At 44.2% G+C, this 19,457-nt stretch carries 8 protein-coding genes and 2 pseudogenes; 6 read left to right on the forward strand and 4 right to left on the reverse strand.

Annotated features, from left to right (window positions below; translation table 11 throughout):
* The 3 genes and pseudogenes from RDO37_RS04450 to RDO37_RS04460 all read right to left on the reverse strand — a co-directional run.
* A pseudogene (locus tag RDO37_RS04450) lies at positions 1-256 on the reverse strand (flagellin); the annotation flags it as partial.
* A gap of 619 nt (positions 257-875) precedes the next feature.
* Positions 876-2,597, reverse strand: a complete 1,722-nt coding sequence (gene ptsP, locus RDO37_RS04455; protein WP_308498250.1) for a phosphoenolpyruvate--protein phosphotransferase — start codon at positions 2,595-2,597, stop codon at positions 876-878.
* A 3-nt stretch (positions 2,598-2,600) separates the two neighbouring features.
* Entirely contained in the window at positions 2,601-3,107 is a 507-nt protein-coding gene (locus tag RDO37_RS04460) for a PTS glucose transporter subunit IIA (RefSeq protein ID WP_044121496.1), read from the reverse strand.
* Between the two features lie 1,159 nt (positions 3,108-4,266).
* Here RDO37_RS04460 and RDO37_RS04465 point away from each other — a divergent pair.
* Both RDO37_RS04465 and RDO37_RS04470 read left to right on the forward strand, forming a co-directional pair.
* Positions 4,267-5,229 carry an OmpA family protein gene (locus RDO37_RS04465; protein WP_273322985.1) on the forward strand — a complete coding sequence of 321 codons (963 nt, stop codon included), beginning with the start codon at positions 4,267-4,269 and terminating at the stop codon, positions 5,227-5,229.
* Positions 5,230-5,505: 276 nt separating this feature from the next.
* On the forward strand, positions 5,506-7,149 hold the full coding sequence (locus RDO37_RS04470) for a tetratricopeptide repeat protein (protein WP_308498251.1): 1,644 nt from the start codon (positions 5,506-5,508) through the stop codon (positions 7,147-7,149).
* A gap of 551 nt (positions 7,150-7,700) precedes the next feature.
* Here RDO37_RS04470 and RDO37_RS04475 read toward each other — a convergent pair.
* Positions 7,701-8,795: a beta-N-acetylglucosaminidase domain-containing protein gene (locus RDO37_RS04475; protein ID WP_308498252.1), complete on the reverse strand. Its 1,095-nt coding sequence runs from the start codon at positions 8,793-8,795 to the stop codon at positions 7,701-7,703.
* A 1,374-nt stretch (positions 8,796-10,169) separates the two neighbouring features.
* Between RDO37_RS04475 and tig the strand changes: the two genes are divergently transcribed.
* The 4 genes and pseudogenes from tig to lon all read left to right on the forward strand — a co-directional run bounded on the left by tig (position 10,170) and on the right by lon (position 19,289).
* A complete protein-coding gene (tig, locus tag RDO37_RS04480) occupies positions 10,170-11,558 on the forward strand; it encodes a trigger factor (protein WP_308498253.1) in 1,389 nt (462 codons plus the stop codon).
* Between the two features lie 656 nt (positions 11,559-12,214).
* Positions 12,215-12,826: pseudogene (gene clpP, locus RDO37_RS04485) on the forward strand (ATP-dependent Clp endopeptidase proteolytic subunit ClpP); the annotation flags it as partial.
* A gap of 501 nt (positions 12,827-13,327) precedes the next feature.
* Positions 13,328-14,602: an ATP-dependent Clp protease ATP-binding subunit ClpX gene (gene clpX, locus RDO37_RS04490; protein WP_027939371.1), complete on the forward strand. Its 1,275-nt coding sequence runs from the start codon at positions 13,328-13,330 to the stop codon at positions 14,600-14,602.
* Between the two features lie 1,027 nt (positions 14,603-15,629).
* Entirely contained in the window at positions 15,630-19,289 is a 3,660-nt protein-coding gene (lon, locus tag RDO37_RS04495; protein WP_308498254.1) for an endopeptidase La, read from the forward strand.
* The last annotated feature ends 168 nt before the right edge of the window (positions 19,290-19,457 follow it).

The following is a 19,457-nucleotide window of genomic DNA, read 5'->3' on the forward strand; positions in this document are numbered from 1 at the left end:
AGATTTCGTCCATACCAGCTTCGATGGTCTGTGCTAAAGCAATAACGTCAGCAGCGTTACGGTTACCCTGGTTGAGGCCGTTGATTTGGGAAGTTAAACGGTCAGAAATCTGAAGACAAGCGGCGTCGTACTTGGCACTGTTGATACGCATACCGCTTGATAAACGCTGGTATGTAGTAGTGAGCTGGTTCTGAACGTTGCCTAAGTAGCGCTGGCCTTGAAGGGCGCTGTAGTTAGTATTTACATATACAGCCATAACGTAACTCCTTACGTTTGTTTGAATCTTTTAGATACGACTTGTGCAGTCGTTCTTCTCTTCTAGCTAACGACTTTGTATCTAGGGAGTGAATGTCATTTATGAAAAATCTGAAAATTCACTCCAAATATGTTTTACAACTAAGTAAAAAGGCCAAATCTAGATATAACATTTAGCGCATATACAACGCATTTAGTTTTTTGTTTGTACCATTAAAGTAATAGCGTGGATTACACAAAACGAAATTTGCCTTTACACTGGAAACGTTTCACATTGTGTCTAGAAAAGTTTCAAACATAGTATTTAAGCCATCTTTTAACAAAATATATATGACATAACCATGTTTTTAGGGGTAATTTTGGGTGTGATGATAGAGCTTTAACCTTTAACTTACATATGAGTTAAATTTGTATTGATAAGTATATTTGGAGATTTTTTTCAGACTTGAGTAGGTAGGTTAGTAAAGCTGGAAAGAATAATCAGAATAGTGAGTGGGGGTGGGGCATTGGTTGATAAAAAGTAAAATGCCAGAGAGCCTTTGGGGCTGTCTGGCATTTGAAAGCCAAGCGACTTAGAACTTGGCTGTGGCTTAATCAGTTAATGATTTGCCTTGTATTACTTAGCTGTGGATCTTCTTGACTGGATCTAAGGAGATCTTTGGGTTCTTAAGTGAGCTTAAGCATACAGCTTCACTGTTACGTACGTGCTCTCTTAATGCTAATACGGCACCAGGAGACACAGACAGCTCGTCATAGCCCATCTCGATGAACTTATCAGTAAGCTCTGGATCGGCAGCAAGCTCACCGCAAATACCTGCGGTAATGCCGGCAGCATGAGCATTAGATGCAATCTGGCGTAACAGCTCTAATACAGCCTCATGATGAGGATCGTAGAAGTCACCTAAGTTTTGGTTCTGACGATCACAAGCAGTGGTGTACTGATTGAGATCATTAGTACCTACAGAGAAGAAATCTACATGCTCAGCAAGTTGACGTGAGAGCACTGCTGCAGCAGGAGTTTCGATCATGATGCCAATCTTTGGCTCGCCGTATTCGATGTTCTCAGATTTAAGCTCAGCAACAACCTCAGCACAGATGGCCTTAGCCTGCTCGATTTCCTTAAGACGGGTAACCATTGGGAACATCATAGCGATATTGCCACGAGCTGCAGCGCGGTAAATAGCACGCAGCTGAGTCTTAAAGATTTCTGGTTTGGTTAAGCAAATACGCAGAGCACGTAAGCCTAATGCTGGGTTTTCCTCATGCGGCAGATCGAAGTAATCTACTTGCTTATCTGCACCGATATCTAAGGTACGAATAATCACGAGGCGGCCGTTCATAGCGGAAGCTACCTTAGCGTAGGCCTTAAATTGCTCTTCTTCGCTAGGTGGATCAGATCTACCTAAGTATAAGAACTCTGATCTGAACAGACCAATACCTTCACCATCGTTCTCTAATACCTGCTCAACATCATCAGGCTGACCGATGTTGGCAAAGGTATAAACACGGTGACCGGTTTTAGAAATACCTGGCTGACCACGTAGAGCAAGCTGACGAATACGCTGTTGCTCAAATACGTCTTTAGCAGCCATGAGCTTGGTAATGGTGCTCTGATCAGGATCGATGAAGAACTCGCCCTTTACAGCATCAAGACCAATGGTATGACCAGTTAAGTCCATTGCCTCTTCAGACTCAGTTGCTGCCTTACCATCGCCATCAAGGCTGCTTGGCAGATTAGAGTTGATGATAAGAGGAATGTTCATGGTACGAGCTAAGATCGAAGCATGAGAGTTCTGAGTGCCATGGCGCAGCACAAAACCTAAAATTAAGGAACGATCTAAAGCTACAGTTTGTGATGGCTGCAGATCATCAGCAACGATAACGCAAGCTTCGGTAAGCTCAACAGTTTCACCACCACGTAAAATTCGGGCAATACGGCCAGTTACGTCCTTTACGTCAGCAGCACGCTCACGCATGTAAGGATCATCTAAGGCTTCAAAGTCAGCAGCCTGCTCTTTACCAACGCTAACAGCAGCGTAAGCTGCATTGATGCCGCCCTTTTTAATACGGTCCCGAATGTTGTCGCAAATGTCCGGATCTTCGAGCATCATGCGGTGAATTTCGAAGATTTCTGCCTGCTCATCACCGATCTCTTCACGAGCTTTCTCGATAAGACGATCAAGTTCTGTGGCAGCCTTGCTAAGAGCGCCCTCAAAGAGTTCAAGCTCTTGATCAACACTTAGGCAATCTCTGTCAGATGCAACCACTTCAGGGGTTTTAATGTGCAGGACTTTACCAAAGGTAATACCGGCACAGGCACAACGACCTTTTCCTGTATACATGGTTTACTGCTCCGCAGGTTGAATGGTGCAGATGTCGTCGTCAGTGGTTACGGCCTTAGGTGCGATAAACTCCACGCTCTTGAAGTCGCTAGCATTGCATACAACAACAGGAACAAGGTTTGATAAACCGTGATCTGCAATTACCTTGCTATCAAAACGGATGAGTGGCTGACCAGCCTTAACCTGATCGTCATCCTTTACTAAGGCCTCAAAACCTTCGCCCTTTAAGTCTACAGTGTTGATACCAACGTGGATGAGGATTTCTACATTGTCAGTAGAAGTCAGGGTAACAGCATGAGCAGTCTTGAAGATCTGAGTTACAACACCATCACAAGGAGCGTAAACAGTGCCATCATCGCCTGGCTTGAAGCAGGTGGTAGGACCGAGTACAGACTCAGCAAAGGTTGGGTCAGGAATCTCAGTAACATTGATCATGTCACCCTTGATTGGTGACTTTAAAGTAATGTTTGCTGGTTTGTTGCCGCCGAAGAGTTTGTCAAAAAAGCCCATACCTATCTCCATTAAGGATTATGGCTATACGAGACTCAAGCTTGCTCTAGGAGCATCGGCAGTATTTGACCAAACTGACAGTCTGCAGATTTATTGCAGCGTAGTGCTTGAGGAGTATGCCTCTTTCCTAAACAATACCTGCAAGGAATGGTGCTCTCATTAAGAAAGCTATTCCTTAGCAGATGAATCAAAGGTGCTGTGCACAAGGGCAATGCTCTAAGTGCTATGCACTTTAGAAAAAGCCATTGGCATAAAAGTGTGTATCGGCCTAAGTAAAGCCAAGTGAAAAGAGATGGCTTGTACTTAAAGCGTTGTTATCCAGGCTATAGGCAAATCTGCCTAAATATGCTGAAAATGTTGCGCCCATAAAAAATAATAGCGCTCAACTTTTGATTGTACTGCAAAGCTAACAGTTGTGGAATAAATCTAGCAATTCGTAACCGTAAAAGTGTGAACCCTTAGATAAAATCACAGTTGCTTTGGCAATAATTTATGAAAATTTGTAACATTCTGTAAAGTTTCACAGCGCTTACGAAATAGCTTCACAGACTATAGCAAACGTTTAGCCTTACCCTCATGAGGGATATGTTTGCAAGTGATCGGTTTGAGATATGTTTATCTGAAGGCTTGTTGCACTTGATCGTTTATTAGTGCTTGGTTCTTAACGCTTGTGGACTGGTGTTTATCTAGTTTGTCACTAAAAAGGCCGGATTAGGTGATGAAAATGGCTTAGATTCGGCATTTGTTTAGATGGTGTCGAAAAAGTGAGACGAGTTTATTGGCACTGTCTTTGCTAACAGTGCGATGAGCGCCTTTGTGTGCACAAGGCTTGTAGGCTATGACTTTGAGCTAAAAGTTTCTCTATTTTGTCTCATTAGTACATAATGCAATCCTAAGAATGCACAAGGCCTGTGCATAAAGCTACGTTTTTTAAGCGATTTATAGTCGCTGTTATAGATGCGTGATGTTATGCAAAGATAAGCATTAGCGCTCGTGCTAAAATACAACGCTGTTTCTTAGTGTTTAAATAGCTATTTGCCTATTTATATGCGCTTTGAGACACGCAAGGTGCCGAATAAAACTCGGTACATGTAAAAGTTTATGCCGATACCGCCTGCCTATGTTGGCAGTTTACGTAAAAGATGGAGACCTTAAACGTATGCGTAAAGCAGGATTGATTAGCTTGGCCTTAGCAGCTTTGCTTAGTGCTACAAGTGCTTCAGCTAATGTACGCTACGAGGCAAGCATTAGCGATACTCAGGCCAAAGACTGGTCTACAGCCTCATCAAGGATCTCCTGTGTGCTGTCCTCTAACATTAGTGGTTATGGTCGCGCAGACTTTACTTTACTGTCTGGCGTAAAGCGCCGTCTGAGCCTTGAAATTTTCCCATCTACTCAGATCATCTCAAGATCTAAGATGCGTATCATCTCCGCTCCACCAGAGTGGCGTCCACAGGGTGTAGAAAACGAGATCGGTGAAATCGATTTATACCGTGGCTTCCGTCCATTCGTGGGAGACTCTGTATCCTGGTCTATGCTCCGTGAGCTTAGCAATGGTCAGCGTATCTTATTCCCATACTTAAGTGAGCATCCAAACTTCGTTGAGAGTATCGTGCCAGTATTAAGCCCAATGGGCTTTGCTAAGCCATACAAGGAGTTTATTGACTGCTCAGCTCAGCTGCTGCCATTTGGTTATACCGATGTTAACTTAGTAGCTTTAATGTTCTACGAGACCGAGAATCGTCTCACTCCTTCTTCACAGCAGCGTCTAGATCAGCAGATTGAGTACTGCAAGATTGATACTTCTGTAAATAAGATCATCATTTCATCATTCGGCTCAGGTAGTGAAGATAACCTCGATAATATCGATCTTGCCAAGCGCCGTGGTGACAATATTGCCAAGATTTTCACTGATGCTGGTATTAACAAGGACATCATTGAAATTCGTACTTACGGTGATGAGCAATTAGCTACTACTGGCTATACCGATTCAGAGCGCAGACAGTCCTCTAAGGCCATTGTTGAGCTGCAACGTGATCAGTTCAAGATTGACAGTAGAACTGAGGTTGAAATGCCTGATGTTGGTGTACCAGAAGATTGGTACTCTACCGAGCAAGAGTAGTAAGTTTTATATTACTTTTACGACAGCATGACCTGAAAAGGCATGCTGTTTTACACTATAAGCGGTCTGTTTTTACCTTAAAAACTCGACCATAAGACAAATCCTTGTACTTTAGTAATGCAATTGCTGTAATTTACTAAAGGTGATGAGGTCAGGCTTGAATGACGAACTTGGTCATGTAGCAAGCTTGCGCTAGAACTAAGTCTAGAGAGATATTTTGCTATGGCAAACATGTTAAAAAAGATCAAGGCAATGGAGCATAGGGAGAGAAACCGTATGCGCCAGCGCTATGCAATGGTAGCTATTGGCGTATTGTTCTTTGCTGCTATCTTTTATGGATTGCTCTACGCATATACCATGAATGCAGAGTCTGAGCGTAAGGCAATTACTGCCGAGGGTATCAAGGCTTTAGCATACTCTGACTTCTATCGCGCTGAAGCACTGTTAAAGCAAGCGGATGCAGAACAAGACCCATACGCTTCTGAGTTCTTGTCTTACTTCTACGTCACAAGCGGTCAGTACGATAACGCTGCTTTATATGCAGAGAAGGCTGTTAAATTTAAGCGCCACACTGCCTATGAGATTTTAGGCGACTTAGCCTTAATCGGTTTTGGTCGTGCTAAAGGTGTTGATGCGGCCATTTCTTTCTTTGAGCAAGGCGCTATCCGTCGTGCCAATGACGAAGCTGCTCTCATTAAGCAAGGTTTACAGGTTAAGAACAATTGGTATCATGGCGATCCACTTAACATGGTTCCTCGTGATATCAACTTACAGGCAACTGAGTACTTCTCACAAATGGTTAAGCGTGCACTGCCACTGCTGACCAATGAAAAAGACTATATCGACTTTATTTTAAAGACTAAGCAAAAGGGTGCTAAAGATCTTGAGATGCAAATGGGCGATATGCTCTTTGTGGGTAACGACAAGATTTCATCAAATGCTCAGGCTGCTTTAGAGTATTGGAAAGCTGCTTTAGACAAGGGCATTACCGATGCTTATGTACGACTTGGCGGCGTTTACTGGCACGGCTATGCAGCTAAGCGTAATCCTCAAGATTCTATCGATATGTACTCTGCAGCTGTGGATAAGAAAAATCCAATTGCTCTGTACTCTTTAGGTTTAATCTCATTACGTTCTGGAGCTAAGGGCGGCGATGAGATGGGTATTCAGCTGTTTAATACTGCAGCTGCTAATGGTTATGGTCCAGCATCTACTGCTTTAGGCGTATTTGCTTTAACTGAAACCGATACTCCTGATGCACTTACTAAGGCAGGTAACTGGATTAGAATTGCAGCTGTTGAGCAAAATGACCTCTCTGGCCGCATTATCTATGATTTAATGCTTATGTCCGGTATTGGTGCTGGTAAAGAGTTTAGCCGTGGATTTGATGACTTACTTGAGATCTCTAAAGTCTATGGCCCAGCTAAGAGCATCATCGACTTACTGCAGCAGCGTATTGAGCCGGCTGATATCTTAAAGCAGGTCTTAGTAGTTTCAAATAATGTGCTACGCGGCAATATCGCTTATCGTGAAGGTGATCCTGTAGCTCAACAAGAGATTAAGGATCCAACCACTGGCGAGGTCATGGATAGACCATTCTCATTTTATGAGTCAGTTAGCACCTTAGATAAGGCCTTTAAAGATCGTTACGGTGCTCGTAACTTCACTAGTGTAACTGACATCTCTAAGCTGGCAGTTAACAATGAGCCAATCTTAAGCCCAGAGCTTGTGAAGGTAATCGTGCAGTATGCGCCATCTACCGGTGTTGCACCTTTTGTTGCTGATACCAAGATGCCACGTCCTGAGCCTCCATTAAGCCCATCTGACTATCATATGGATGACTTTGTGCCTCCTGTATCCCTCTTAGAGGTACAGCCACTGCGCAACAAAGAAACAGGTCAGCTCAACAAGATCTTCTAAAGTACGCTTAAGTACTTAACAGCAAGGCCACCATGCGGTGGCTTTGTTGTTTATGCGCCATAGCAATTTGCCTTAAGAGACACAGATCCTAGTAACCTTTCACTGTTAGGCCCATCACTGTCATCCTTACACTCAAGTACATGTAGCTATTCCATTACATATAGCCACTCCATCACATATAGCGCACATGAACGATAAAGATCATTTGAGCACTACCAACTAGACTCAATCGTTTATAAAGCAAATTGCCAAGGCAAGGCCGTGGTCTCATGTGCTTGGCACATTCTAAAGTTGTATGAACACAGAGTCTGCAGTAGCCATAGAGCTAAAGGCAACAAGCATGTTCATGCTCAAGAGCAAGGTGATATATGACCTGTTATTGAGAGTAGGGCGGCGGTCTTCATATATGTATGCATGGCTGCAAAAACGACAAAGCCCATGAGCAAGGTTAGTTGCTAATGGGCTTTATAGCGATCACTGAAGCTTGGGTTTGAGTAGCTTCAAGTGGTGTATATGGCTTGTATTTGTAGAACTAGGCTTAAGCGTTTTCTTTAAGCCTGAGTGATGATGTGAGTGCCATTGATGATGGTTTGGTCAAAGCGCTCATCCCCTTGAATAAAGTCAGCAAGCTCTTTTAAAGCAGGTCGATCTTCCATCTGGCTAAACTCAAGGAAACGTACCTTGTCACGAGTAGACATATTGTTTAGACCAATTCTGGTGAGCAGGTCGAGATTGTCGTACTTGATGATCATTGAGGTTGCTTTACCAAAGAGTTCACGAGCACGCTGTAAGTGAGCAAAGTTGATCTCTTCGTTGGTCTTATCCTGATAGATAAGTGGCAGTGTAACCTCAGCTAAGGTAGACAGGAGAGGTTGTACCATTGGGTTAACGGCATGGCCAGTTACATATGGAGCTAAGCCACGACGACCCTGGAACTTGTTAATGTATAAGAAGTTATGGATCTTCTTGCCATCATTAACAGGGTAGTTATCCCAGATAAAAGGCTTGCGACCAAGTAACTTGGTTACATATTCAAGGTGCTTAACAGTGATGTCTTTAGATAAGACCTCAGGTCCCGTCCAGAAGATATTGACACGCTCTGGCATGCCCTCGAGCAAGTCTTCAAAGTAATGTTCAGGACGCTGACCAAAGAGCTTGTCTAAGATAGGATCATCAGTGTAGTAAGAAGGACAGATGATAAAGTGCTTAACATGCTCAGGGAGCTGAGATTCAACAAGCTTGATGATCTTATTTTGTACCTTGCCAAAGTCTTCAGAGTCCTTGACCATGTCGTCAAAGAGGAGGCAGAAGATATCGCAAGAAGAAGCAGCGCACAGCTCTTTTACGCGCTCTAAAAGAACGGCTTGGTTTTCTTCAAAATTAGCAGTTAGCTTGAGTGGAGATAAGGCCACACCAAAGTCGATACCACTTGCATGAGCTTTAGATGCAAAATCTTTAAGTTCTTCTTTGTACTCTTGAGAGATCTCATTTAACCACTCATCGCGCAGTTGCTTATCTGCCTTTGGCGCGTAGATGTAGAAGCTATAGCCATTGTTGGCTGCAAAATTAAAGATAGCTTCACGCTCTTCTGTGGCGTAACGTTTGCCATAGAAGCCCTCGATAATACCTAGATAAGCTGCGTCCATCTAAAACCAAACTCCCTTAGAGCAAACGAGACAAATCATCTCATAAGATCAGCATTGTCAAACTCATACAACTGATCAAACAAGCCAAGATCAAATGTTCCATCTTAACTAAGATCGCTAGCTTGTAATATAAGTGCATACTAGCAAATCTTTATAGCAATCATCCCGTGTCATCTACATGGCCATGATCTTGTAGCACGGATAAGAGTGCTCATACCAAAATCAAAATATGGACATAATTACCAAAAAAAGCTAACCAACTCATTACTATCTTGTCTCTTAAGTACCAAGTAGCAATGCGGCGCTATAAAACGTTGGTAAAAATGCCAAATAAAATGGCGAGATTACGAGTAAATTGCTCAATGTTGCAATTGTAGGTTTGTGATAATTCTTGTCAACTATGCCCACTAATCTTTGCAAGATCAGTCACTAAATACATCTAGTCATCAGGCTAGAACTTATTGTAAAGATGCTGTGAGACATCCTAGCAGTCAGCTTATAGCAACAAGATAGCTCTCTAAATAAGATCATGGCGATAGGCAGGATTTAGATAGCCAAAGAGCATCAGATGATTAAATAGAATCCTTTGACCTCATGATGCCCAAAAGCAATTGACTACCCCATAGCATCTGATGATCTCACATTATTTGATGATCCCAATAGCATTTGATGACCGCCACAGCATCTGATGACCCAAAAACAATTGACTACCCCACATCATTTGATGCCAATTAGCCATCGATGGCTTCATAACTTTTTGAGGGCAAAGGAGCATAAGCTAAGAAAAGGAGTATTAGGAAAGAAATGGCATTGAATAGACGCGAAAGCTTTTAAAGAGATTGTGCGTTCTTGGTGAGCTAGGGATCATTGTCATTGAAGTTGGTAGGTAAGGTATCGTTTAACAAATACATCATATTCTCAACATTGCTTATGACGGGCACGATAGTGTCACTATAAACATATTGCAGGGGGAAAAGTTAAGATCATTTGCCTAAGTAAGCTTGCTTATCTAGGCTCAATTGTTGGATTTAAGGGGCTTTTGCAAGTGATTTTGCGTTGATTTACGCTGATTTTGGCCTGTTTTTGCGTCCGAATGTGGCATTTTACCTAAGTTGCTATTATAATCTTGAGTTTCGTAAGACTGTGAAGGACAAGTAAGGGGCTTTGCTCTTTTGAACCGATGCGGTTCGACTTGTTGCACCAAGTGGCAGTTTTTGCGCAAAGCTAAAGCTTTGGGGAGGTTTAATCTCCCATCTTTTATTAAGAACTGCGACTTTTTAAAGAGCTGCGACTTGGTGCGGCAAGCAGTAACAGCTGCAAACAGTCCACACGTTTAATTTTAATCGTACTGCACTCGCATTTTGAGGTTTGATAATGCAGGTTAATGTAACTAAAGTAGAAGGCATCAATGCTTCTTTTGAGGTTCAACTTCCAGCTGAACAGTTTAATACCTATGTTGATAAGGCCTTCAAGAAAGTAGCCGCATCCGTTACTATGCCAGGTTTCCGTAAGGGCCACGCTCCACGCAACGTAGTTTTAGAGGCTTATGGCCAGCGTATTAACAACGAAGCTTTAGACAATGCTTTAAACTCCTCTATCCAAGAGGCTGTAAAGAAGACTGAGCTTAAGGTATACCCAGGTTCCTTAAACGTAACCAATATCTCTAACAACGAGTCTGGCGACTTTGTTTACACCTGCGAGTGTGAAATCTATCCAACCGTTGAGAAGAAGGATCTCAAGGACGTTAACGTTGAGCTCGTTAATGTAACCGTATCTGACGCTGATGTTGATGCTATGATCGAGCGTCTGCGCCAGCAGCAGGGCAAGTGGCAGGTAGTTGACGGTGCTGTAGTAGACCAGGACTCCACCGCTAACATCGACTTCTTAGGTAAGAAGGACGGCGTTCCATTTGAAGGTGGCAAGGCTGAAGGCTTCAACCTCAACATCAAGACTGCTCAGATGATCCCAGGTTTCACTGAGAGCATCATTGGTCACAAGGCTGGCGATAGCTTCACCATCGAGTGCACCTTCCCTGAGGACTACCACGCAGAAGAGTTAAAGGGCGCTAAGGCTACCTTTGACATTACTGTTAACTCAGTATCTAAGCAGGTTCTCCCAGAGATCGACGCTGACTTCTTAAAGGCTTTTGGCTTTGAGGATAAGGGTCTTGACGCACTCAAGGGCTCATTAAAGTCTAACCTTGAGCAGCAGGCTGAGATCGGTTCAACCAACTACAACATCACTGCCTTAATGAAGGCAATTGCTACTAAGTATCCTGATGTTGTTGCTCCACGTGCAATGGTTAACTACATTGCTGAGCAGCAGCTTTCCCGTCAGTTCGGCGGTAAGCTCGACGACAAGTTAAAGAACGCTCTGTTAGGTGGCTTTGCCGCTCAGGTTGAGGATCAGGCTAATGAGCAGTGCCTCTTAGAGGGTCTGATTGCTGCTGAGAACTTCAAGGTTCAGGTTGAAGACGCTGAAGTTGATGCTCAGATCGCTAAGGCTGCTATTTCTTACGACGATCCAGAAGAGTTCAAGACTGAGGTTCGTAAGGACAAGGAATTACTCGAGAACGTAGTTCGCGCTGCTGGCAACGTTAAGCTCATGAACTTCTTAGCTGGCTTAGTAAACGCTAACACTGCTGACAAGTCATTTGAAGAGTTCCAGAAGTTACGCGAGGAGCAGGAGAACGCTATTCAGGAGCGTGCTCGTGAGCGTATGATGGCTTCTATCGCTAAGAAGTCTGAGCAGGACGCTGAGTAATACTGACTTTAAGTTAGTATAGTCATAAGCTTAAATGCTTAAAAAGAGGCTTCCATTTGGAGGCCTCTTTAGACAGGAAGCTACTCAAGGGCAATTACTTGCCATCAGTTTCTTAAAGAAAGTGCCTTCTCTTACGAGCGGGCTCTTTTTTTAGGGTGCTGTGCCTACACAACAAGCTAAGATCTTAAAATTAAGTACCTTAAAGCCTAAATCATCACGATCTTATTTAGCGTACAACACGCAATCATCGCGCGGCGATCTTGCTGTCAGCTTGTGCCCAAGCTCGCGCAAGCGCAACTGCAATTAAAACTGCAGTTACACTCGCATCGGCAGTCGCAATCGCAGATGCGATTGCACTTGCTATCGCACTGCGATCGCATGTGCCATAGCATTGCTAGCGCTACGCGATCGCAATAGCCATTGCATTTAAAGGCGTTGCGAGCGTAGTTGTTTTAAGGCGATCTAGGTGCCTTTAAAGAATTTAATCGCGATCGATAGCCAAAACATCTATTGCGGGGGTATCATAGATAAGATCAGGCACTGATCTTTAGCAATCTTATCACTAGGCTTTATTGTCGCTTAGATGTAAGGTGCTTATACTTGCCCTAAACTCATTACACTGAGAGTACTGTTAATTAACCGGAGTTGAGCTCTTCATGTCAGGATTTGACCTTCCAACTAGAATGTCCAGTCTCGTTCCAATGGTGATCGAGCAAACAGGACGTGGCGAACGTTCTTTCGACATCTACTCACGCATGTTAAAAGATCGCGTGATTTTCTTAACTGGTGAAGTCGAAGATCGCATGGCTGATCTCATCATTGCTCAGCTCTTGTTCTTAGAGTCAGATGATCCTGATAAGGATATTTACCTGTACATCAACAGCCCTGGTGGTGTAGTGACTGCAGGTATGGCCATTTACGATACCATGCAGTACATCAAGCCAGATGTTTGCACTTTATGTATCGGTCAGGCATGCTCCATGGGCTCTTTCTTACTTGCCGGTGGTGCTAAAGGCAAGCGTATGGCCCTGCCACACTCACGTATCATGATCCACCAGCCATTAGGCGGTTACAAAGGTCAGGCTACTGATATTATGATCCACGCTCGTGAAACTGAGCGTATCAAGCACACTCTGACCTCACTGCTCTCTCAAAACACTGGACAGCCACACGAGAAGGTAATGGCTGACTGTGAGCGTGATAACTTTATGTCCTCTTACGAGGCATTAGCTTATGGCCTCATTGATAAGGTCATTACTCGCCGTGGTGAGGATGGCGCTGAGCGTCCTGATGGCGATCCTGATGGCAACGGTCCAAGCTCATCAGGTCCAGGCCCTGAGTTCTTCCCAGAAATTAGCCAGCAAGTTTCTATGTCAGAGGGCTTTAACGCTATGGGCGTTAACCCAATGATGCAAAACATGATGGCCAATAATCAGGCCATGATGGATAACAATAAGGCTCCAAATCAGCCTTTAAACCCAAATCAGCCAATTCCTAATATGCAAGCACTGCAGGGTATGGCTAGCGTAAATCCAGTTATGCAGGCCTTTATGCAAAGCGCTGCCATGCAGGGCAATATGCCACCAATGCCAGGTATGCCAATGCCAGGTGTTAATCAGATGCCTGGTCAAATGCAGCCTCCTATGTGGCCAAATCAGCAAAAGCCTGAGCAGGACAATCGTTTATTTACTGGCGCTAAGACTTCCAAGGGCAAGTCTAGATCCAAGAGCGACAATTCAGGCGACAGCAGAAAGTAGTAGAGGTGGCTAATGACCGACAAGAATAAAAACTCCTGTCTCTTTTGTGGTGAGTCATCATCAGATACCCGTGCTTTAATTCAATCCAACTCTGGCTATTGCATTTGCTCAGAGTGTATTGAGCGCTGCGCTGATATCATCAAGCAAAAGAAAAAGATTGCTGAGAGCAAGAACGATCCAGGTTATATTAACCTTGATACCATTCCTACCCCACATGAGATTGCAGATCACCTCAATCAGTATGTAATCGGTCAGGAAGATGCCAAGAAGGTTTTATCTGTAGCGGTTTATAACCACTATCAGCGTTTAAGACACTCTGGCAAGGACTCTGATGTTGAGCTTGGCAAGTCCAACATCTTAATGATTGGTCCAACCGGTTCAGGTAAGACTCTGCTTGTACAGACCTTAGCTAAGTTCTTAAATGTTCCTTTTGCTATCTCTGATGCCACCACCTTAACCGAGGCAGGTTACGTAGGTGAGGACGTAGAGAATGTGATCGTACGTCTGCTCAACTCCTGTGAGGGTAATGTTGAGAAGGCGCAAAAGGGCATTATCTATATCGATGAGATCGATAAGATTGCACGTAAGAGTGAAAACCCATCCATCACCCGTGACGTATCTGGTGAAGGCGTGCAGCAGGCTTTATTAAAGCTCATCGAAGGTACCACCGCTTCCGTGCCTCCAACTGGCGGTAGAAAGCATCCAAATCAGCCAATGGTCGAAGTTAACACCTCTCAGATTCTCTTTATCTGTGGCGGTGCATTTGATGGCCTGGAGAAGATTGTGGATAAGCGTCTTGCCAAGAACTCTGGCATGGGCTTTGGTGCTGAGGTTAAAGGCAAAGATGAGCGCATGACCTTAACTGAGAAGTATCAAAAGGTTGAGCCTGATGATTTAGTTAAGTTTGGTATCATCCCAGAGTTTGTAGGTCGTCTCCCAGTTATCAGTGCTCTTGAAGAGCTTAACCGCGAGCAATTAGTACGTGTGTTAACTGAGCCAAAGAACGCTGTAATTAAGCAGTACGAGACCATCTTCCGCTTTGAGGGTGTAGAGCTTGAGTTCACCGAAGATGCACTCTCAGCTATCGCAGACATCTCTATTGAGCGTAAGACTGGCGCTCGTGGCTTACGTAGCGTAGTAGAAAACCTCCTCCTCAACACCATGTACGATCTGCCATCAGTATCAGACGTAGTTAAGGTTATCGTGGACGAGGACTGCGTACGCAACGGTACCGAGCCTAAGATCATTAAGAGCACTGAAGAGTCTGAGTTAGTTTCCAACAGCTAATCAAGATCATCACCATCAGTGATTTGCAAAGGGTAGCCAAGGTAAAACTCAACCTTAGCTGCCCTTTGCCGTTTTAGGCCGCCCAAACCAACACTCCAACCTGTAAAGCAAAGCCCCAAGTGCCACAGCTACAAGCCAAAACAGCAGTCCCAAGAAGCAAACAAGCCTAAGCAACAAAGCAAAAGCAACTCAACAAAGAGAAAGCAAAGCAACAGCACACGCAAAAGGCCACAGCGCCACGCACCTCAATAAACAGCAGCAAAGTACCGAGAGATTAGCTGCAGCTTGCGATGCAAGATTGCATGATGAAAATAGGTATTACAACGAATTGGCGCTTATGTCGCGTAGTGACTATATGCTTGCTGGCTGATTGCAGTTAGCAAAATGGGCGTGGTCTTTTTATGGTCGACTTGAGTTTTAGCAAGGCTAAAACTTTTGGTTCAATGTTATTTTTTTTGCGCGCTCTAGATGTAATTTTGATGTTTTAGCGATGCATATATGGTGAAAAGTGGTTCACGGTGTTGTCATTGCAACCATATTTTGGCATTTATAACTAGCTAGAAGTGTTAAGCAGTGGGCATATTTAGGCCTTATTGCAACTTATTTCGCACTTTTCGTTAAAAACCGCTCTATAGATGTAATAATCATAGCTGCACAAAGTTGTCTTAGAGCGTGGTTCATTTTGCACGCACTATCTAAGGTCTACTAAGTGCCAGCTAAAACAGATACGCTATGCTTACATTAACAATAGCAATTAACCGTCTTAATTAGGTTCAATAGAGCGTAACAAATACGGCTCATCAGAGCATATTAAGATGGCAACAACTGGCCTATAAGTTAGGTCAATGCGCTTAATTGTGAAGCTAGGGATTTAAGATCTTCAACTTATGTATGCTTTACATATAGCTTATCTACAAAGCTGATAAAAATTGGATGGCACATAAGAGCACTTACTCTTGTAGCTTTTCCATTAAAAGATTTCGTTTCCACTTTCAGTGACGGCTTGTATTAGCCGCTAAGACACAATATGGTACGAGCAAAGAAAGCTAATAGTTCTGTAAAAGCAGATATCGAGCAAAAGGATAAGGTAATTAAGTCAGGCGCAACTAAAGCAGCAGCGACGACTAGCAGCTCTAAGCGCACTGTGCGAAATAAAACTACATTAGCCACTGCAACTACCACTAAGTCTAATTCTATGGCCTCATCAAAAAATACAAATGCCAAAACTAAGACTAAGGCACCAGCTAGTGCCTCTAGTGATAAGAAAGAAGCTAATGCTAAGGCTGAAGCAGCTGCAAAGACATCTAAAGCATCTGCCACCAAGGCACGTGCATCTAGCACCAAGGCTGCATCAGCAACTAAGGATAGTGCGACCTTAAAGAGCACCGCTAGTGCAAGCAAGAGCAGCTCAAGCAAGAGTGCTAAGACTGCAGCTAGCAAGAGCGCTACAACAAAAGGCACCACTAGCGCTAAGAGCAAGGCTGCCACTGAGGCAAAGAGTGCTAGTGTTAAGAGCGTGTCTAAGCGTGCTGTTACTGATAGTGCTGCAAAGAGCGCAAGCTCAAAGAATGTAAAGGCCTCTACCAATGAGGCAGCGCCACAAGAGAGCGTAACTAAGAGTCAGGTAAAGAGCACTGTAAAAAGTGCAGCTATGGCCGAAGATCGCATCGCTCGTGATCCTGTAGCTGAGGAAAATGTCAGCGCAGATCAGGTTAAGGGCGCAACTTTAACTAAGAATGAAGCTCAAGAGGCAGAGGCTGCTGCCATCAACGCTTTCTTACAAAGACGTAAGAACAAGGCCAATGAAGAGGCCCAAGCAAAGGTTGATGAGGAACAAGAAGTAGCCGCTGCAGTTCATGAGACTGTTGAAGAGACTAAAGAAGATAAGGCAGCGTTAGTAACTGATGCTGACGCTACTGATAGCTCAAAGGTTGAGACTCAAGAGAATACAGTCAAGTCTAAGAGAGCTAAACGTTCTTCAACTAAGCAATCTGATAGTGATGATTTAAGCGCAGATAAGGAGAAAGACGTGTCTGCTGACAAGAATACATCAACCTCTGATTACGAGGTGGTAACCGATAATGAAGGCAATACTCGTACTGCTAAGTTCCCGCTTATAACTCTGCGCTCGATTGTTATTACTCCATCTGCCAATGTGCAACTGATTGCAGCACGTGAAAACACCGTGCTCACCTTGCAAGAGGCATTAAAGAGCGACAAGAATATTGCTGTATTTACACAGCTTGCTGACTCCGATGTACGTCCTACTAAAGATGAGTTAGGCCGTGTGGGTGTAGTTGCTAAGGTTTTAAGCGCCGCTTACAACGACAAAGAACAGTACCGTGCCACTATTCGTGGTTACGAGCGTGTTGTGATCTCTCGTATTATCGATGATCCAGCCGATCAAGTACGCCATGTTGAGGTCGAGTTCTTAAAGGAAGTTGAGGTAGACCCTGTTATCGAGAAGCGTTACATCGACGCTTTAAGAAACGCCTTAGACAATGCTCTTGAGGTGCAAAAGCACGGTGGCCGCAATATCATCGAGAAGAACATTCCATCTGAGTTAATTGTCGCCGTACGTGAGCTTGCTGTATTAGGTCAGCTTGCTGATGGTTTAGCTCAGATCTTAAATCTGCCATTCTTCGACAAGAAGTACATCTTAGAGACCTTAAATCCAGTTGCTCGTGCTAAGGCAGTGATCGCTTTCTTAAACAACTTCTCCTACAAGGCTGAAGTAGATAAGAAGATCGCTGAAGATGCTCGTGCTGCTATGGATCGATCACAGCGTGACTTCTACTTAAATGAGCAGCTCAAGGCTATTAAGCGTGAGCTTAACATTCAGGTAGATGACAGCAATGATCTTGAAGAGTACCGCAATAAGGTTGCTAATTTAGATGCTCCTGTAGAGGTTATTAACCGTCTGCAAAAGGAAATCTCTCGTCTTGCCATCATGCCGCTTAACACTGGCGAAAACTCCATGGTGCGCAACTATATTGATACCTTGCTCTCCATACCTTGGTCTAAGAGCACCGAAATCAATAAGGAGCTTGCTAAGGCACGTGATGTTTTAGAGCAAGAGCACTATGGTCTTAAGAAAGTTAAAGACCGTATCTTAGAGTTCCTTGCAGTACAAAGCCGTCGTGAGCAGACTGACACCCATGGTCAGATCTTATGCTTAATGGGCCCTCCAGGTATCGGTAAGACTTCTTTAGCTGCCTCCATTGCTAAAGCAACTGGTCGTAAGTATGTACGTGTTGCTCTTGGTGGTATGTATGATGAGTCTGAGATTCGAGGTCACCGTCGTACTTACATCGGTGCTATGCCTGGCCGTATTATTCAGGGCATGATCAAGTGCGAGGTGAATAACCCACTGTTCTTGCTCGATGAGATCGATAAGATTTCAACTAATACTTACCATGGCGACATCTCTGCAGCCTTACTTGAAGTATTAGACCCAGAGCAGAACTCCACCTTCTCAGATAACTACGTTGACCTTGAGTACGATTTATCTAAGGTGCTGTTTATTGCAACTGCTAACAGCTACAACATCCCTCCTGCATTGTCTGATCGTATGGAGATCATTGATCTGTCTTCATACACTGCAGATGAGAAGTTCCATATTGCTCGCGAGCACTTACTGCCAAAGCAGCTGCGCAGAAATGGCTTAAGCGAGGATGAGTTTGATATCTCTGATGCAGGCTTAAAGCAGCTGATCGTGCACTACACTATGGAAGCTGGTGTTCGTGCTTTAGAGCGCATCATCGCAGAGCTGTGCCGTAAGGTAGTTAAGGAGCTGATGCTTAACCCTCCTAAGACTCCTAAAAAGACTGTTTTAGGCGTTAAGGAGATTGAAAAGCTCATTGGCCCTAAGCGCTACGACTACACCTCTAAGCTTAAGGACAATCGTGTTGGCGTCGTCAACGGTCTGTCAGTAAGTTCAGTTGGTGGCGATATGCTGCAAGTTGAAGTTATTGCTAACGAGGGTAAGGGTACGCACCTGCTCACTGGTCAGCTTGGCTCAGTGATGAAGGAGTCTGTCTTTGCTGCTATTGCTTGGGTTCGCTCCCATGCTCGTGAGTTCTCCTTAGCTCCAGACTTCTATCAAAGTGTTGACCTTAACGTCCACTTCCCTGAGGGTGCTATCAAGAAAGATGGTCCATCAGCAGGTAGTGCTACCACCACCGCTATTGTGTCTGCTTTAACTGGCAACCCAGTGCGCTCTGATGTGGCTATGACTGGTGAAATCACACTGCGTGGTGACGTGCTGGCCATCGGTGGTCTTAAGGAGAAGCTCCTTGCTGCACTGCGTGGTGGTGTGAAGACTGTATGTATTCCATTTGATAACAAGAAAGATCTGTGGGATATCCCTGAGAACGTAACTAAGGGTCTTAAGATCGTTCCAGTTAAGACTATCGACGAAGTGCTCGATATTGCCCTGGAGAGCAATCCACGTAAGTTCAAGCCAACTACTCCAGAGGATTGGACCTTAAGTGGCTATGAAAAGCGTGAGGCACAACGTAAATTGCGTGCCGAGGCTGAAGAGCGCAAGTACGCTATGGAGATCAAAGACTCCTCCGAGATCGCTGTTGGTGAAATTCACAACAACAAGGACGAAGAGGAAACTCCAAAGCCAACTCGCCGCCGTCGTCGCGACGATGCCCAAAAGCGTCTTGAGATCGTGCAGTAATTTACGCACACAAGCCAAGTTCTTTTGAACTTGGCCAAGACCCATTAAGTACCAAAGAGCAATTAACAGCAATGCTCCACGCTATGCAAGAGCATTGCTATGAGAGCTTAAAAGCAATGCCAAGCCTTGCTTGAGCAATGCTAAGAGAGCTTAAAAGCAATGCCAAGC

It is taken from the genome of uncultured Anaerobiospirillum sp. (assembly GCF_902485895.1).
In the GTDB taxonomy this organism is placed as follows: Bacteria; Pseudomonadota; Gammaproteobacteria; order Enterobacterales; family Succinivibrionaceae; genus Anaerobiospirillum; species Anaerobiospirillum succiniciproducens.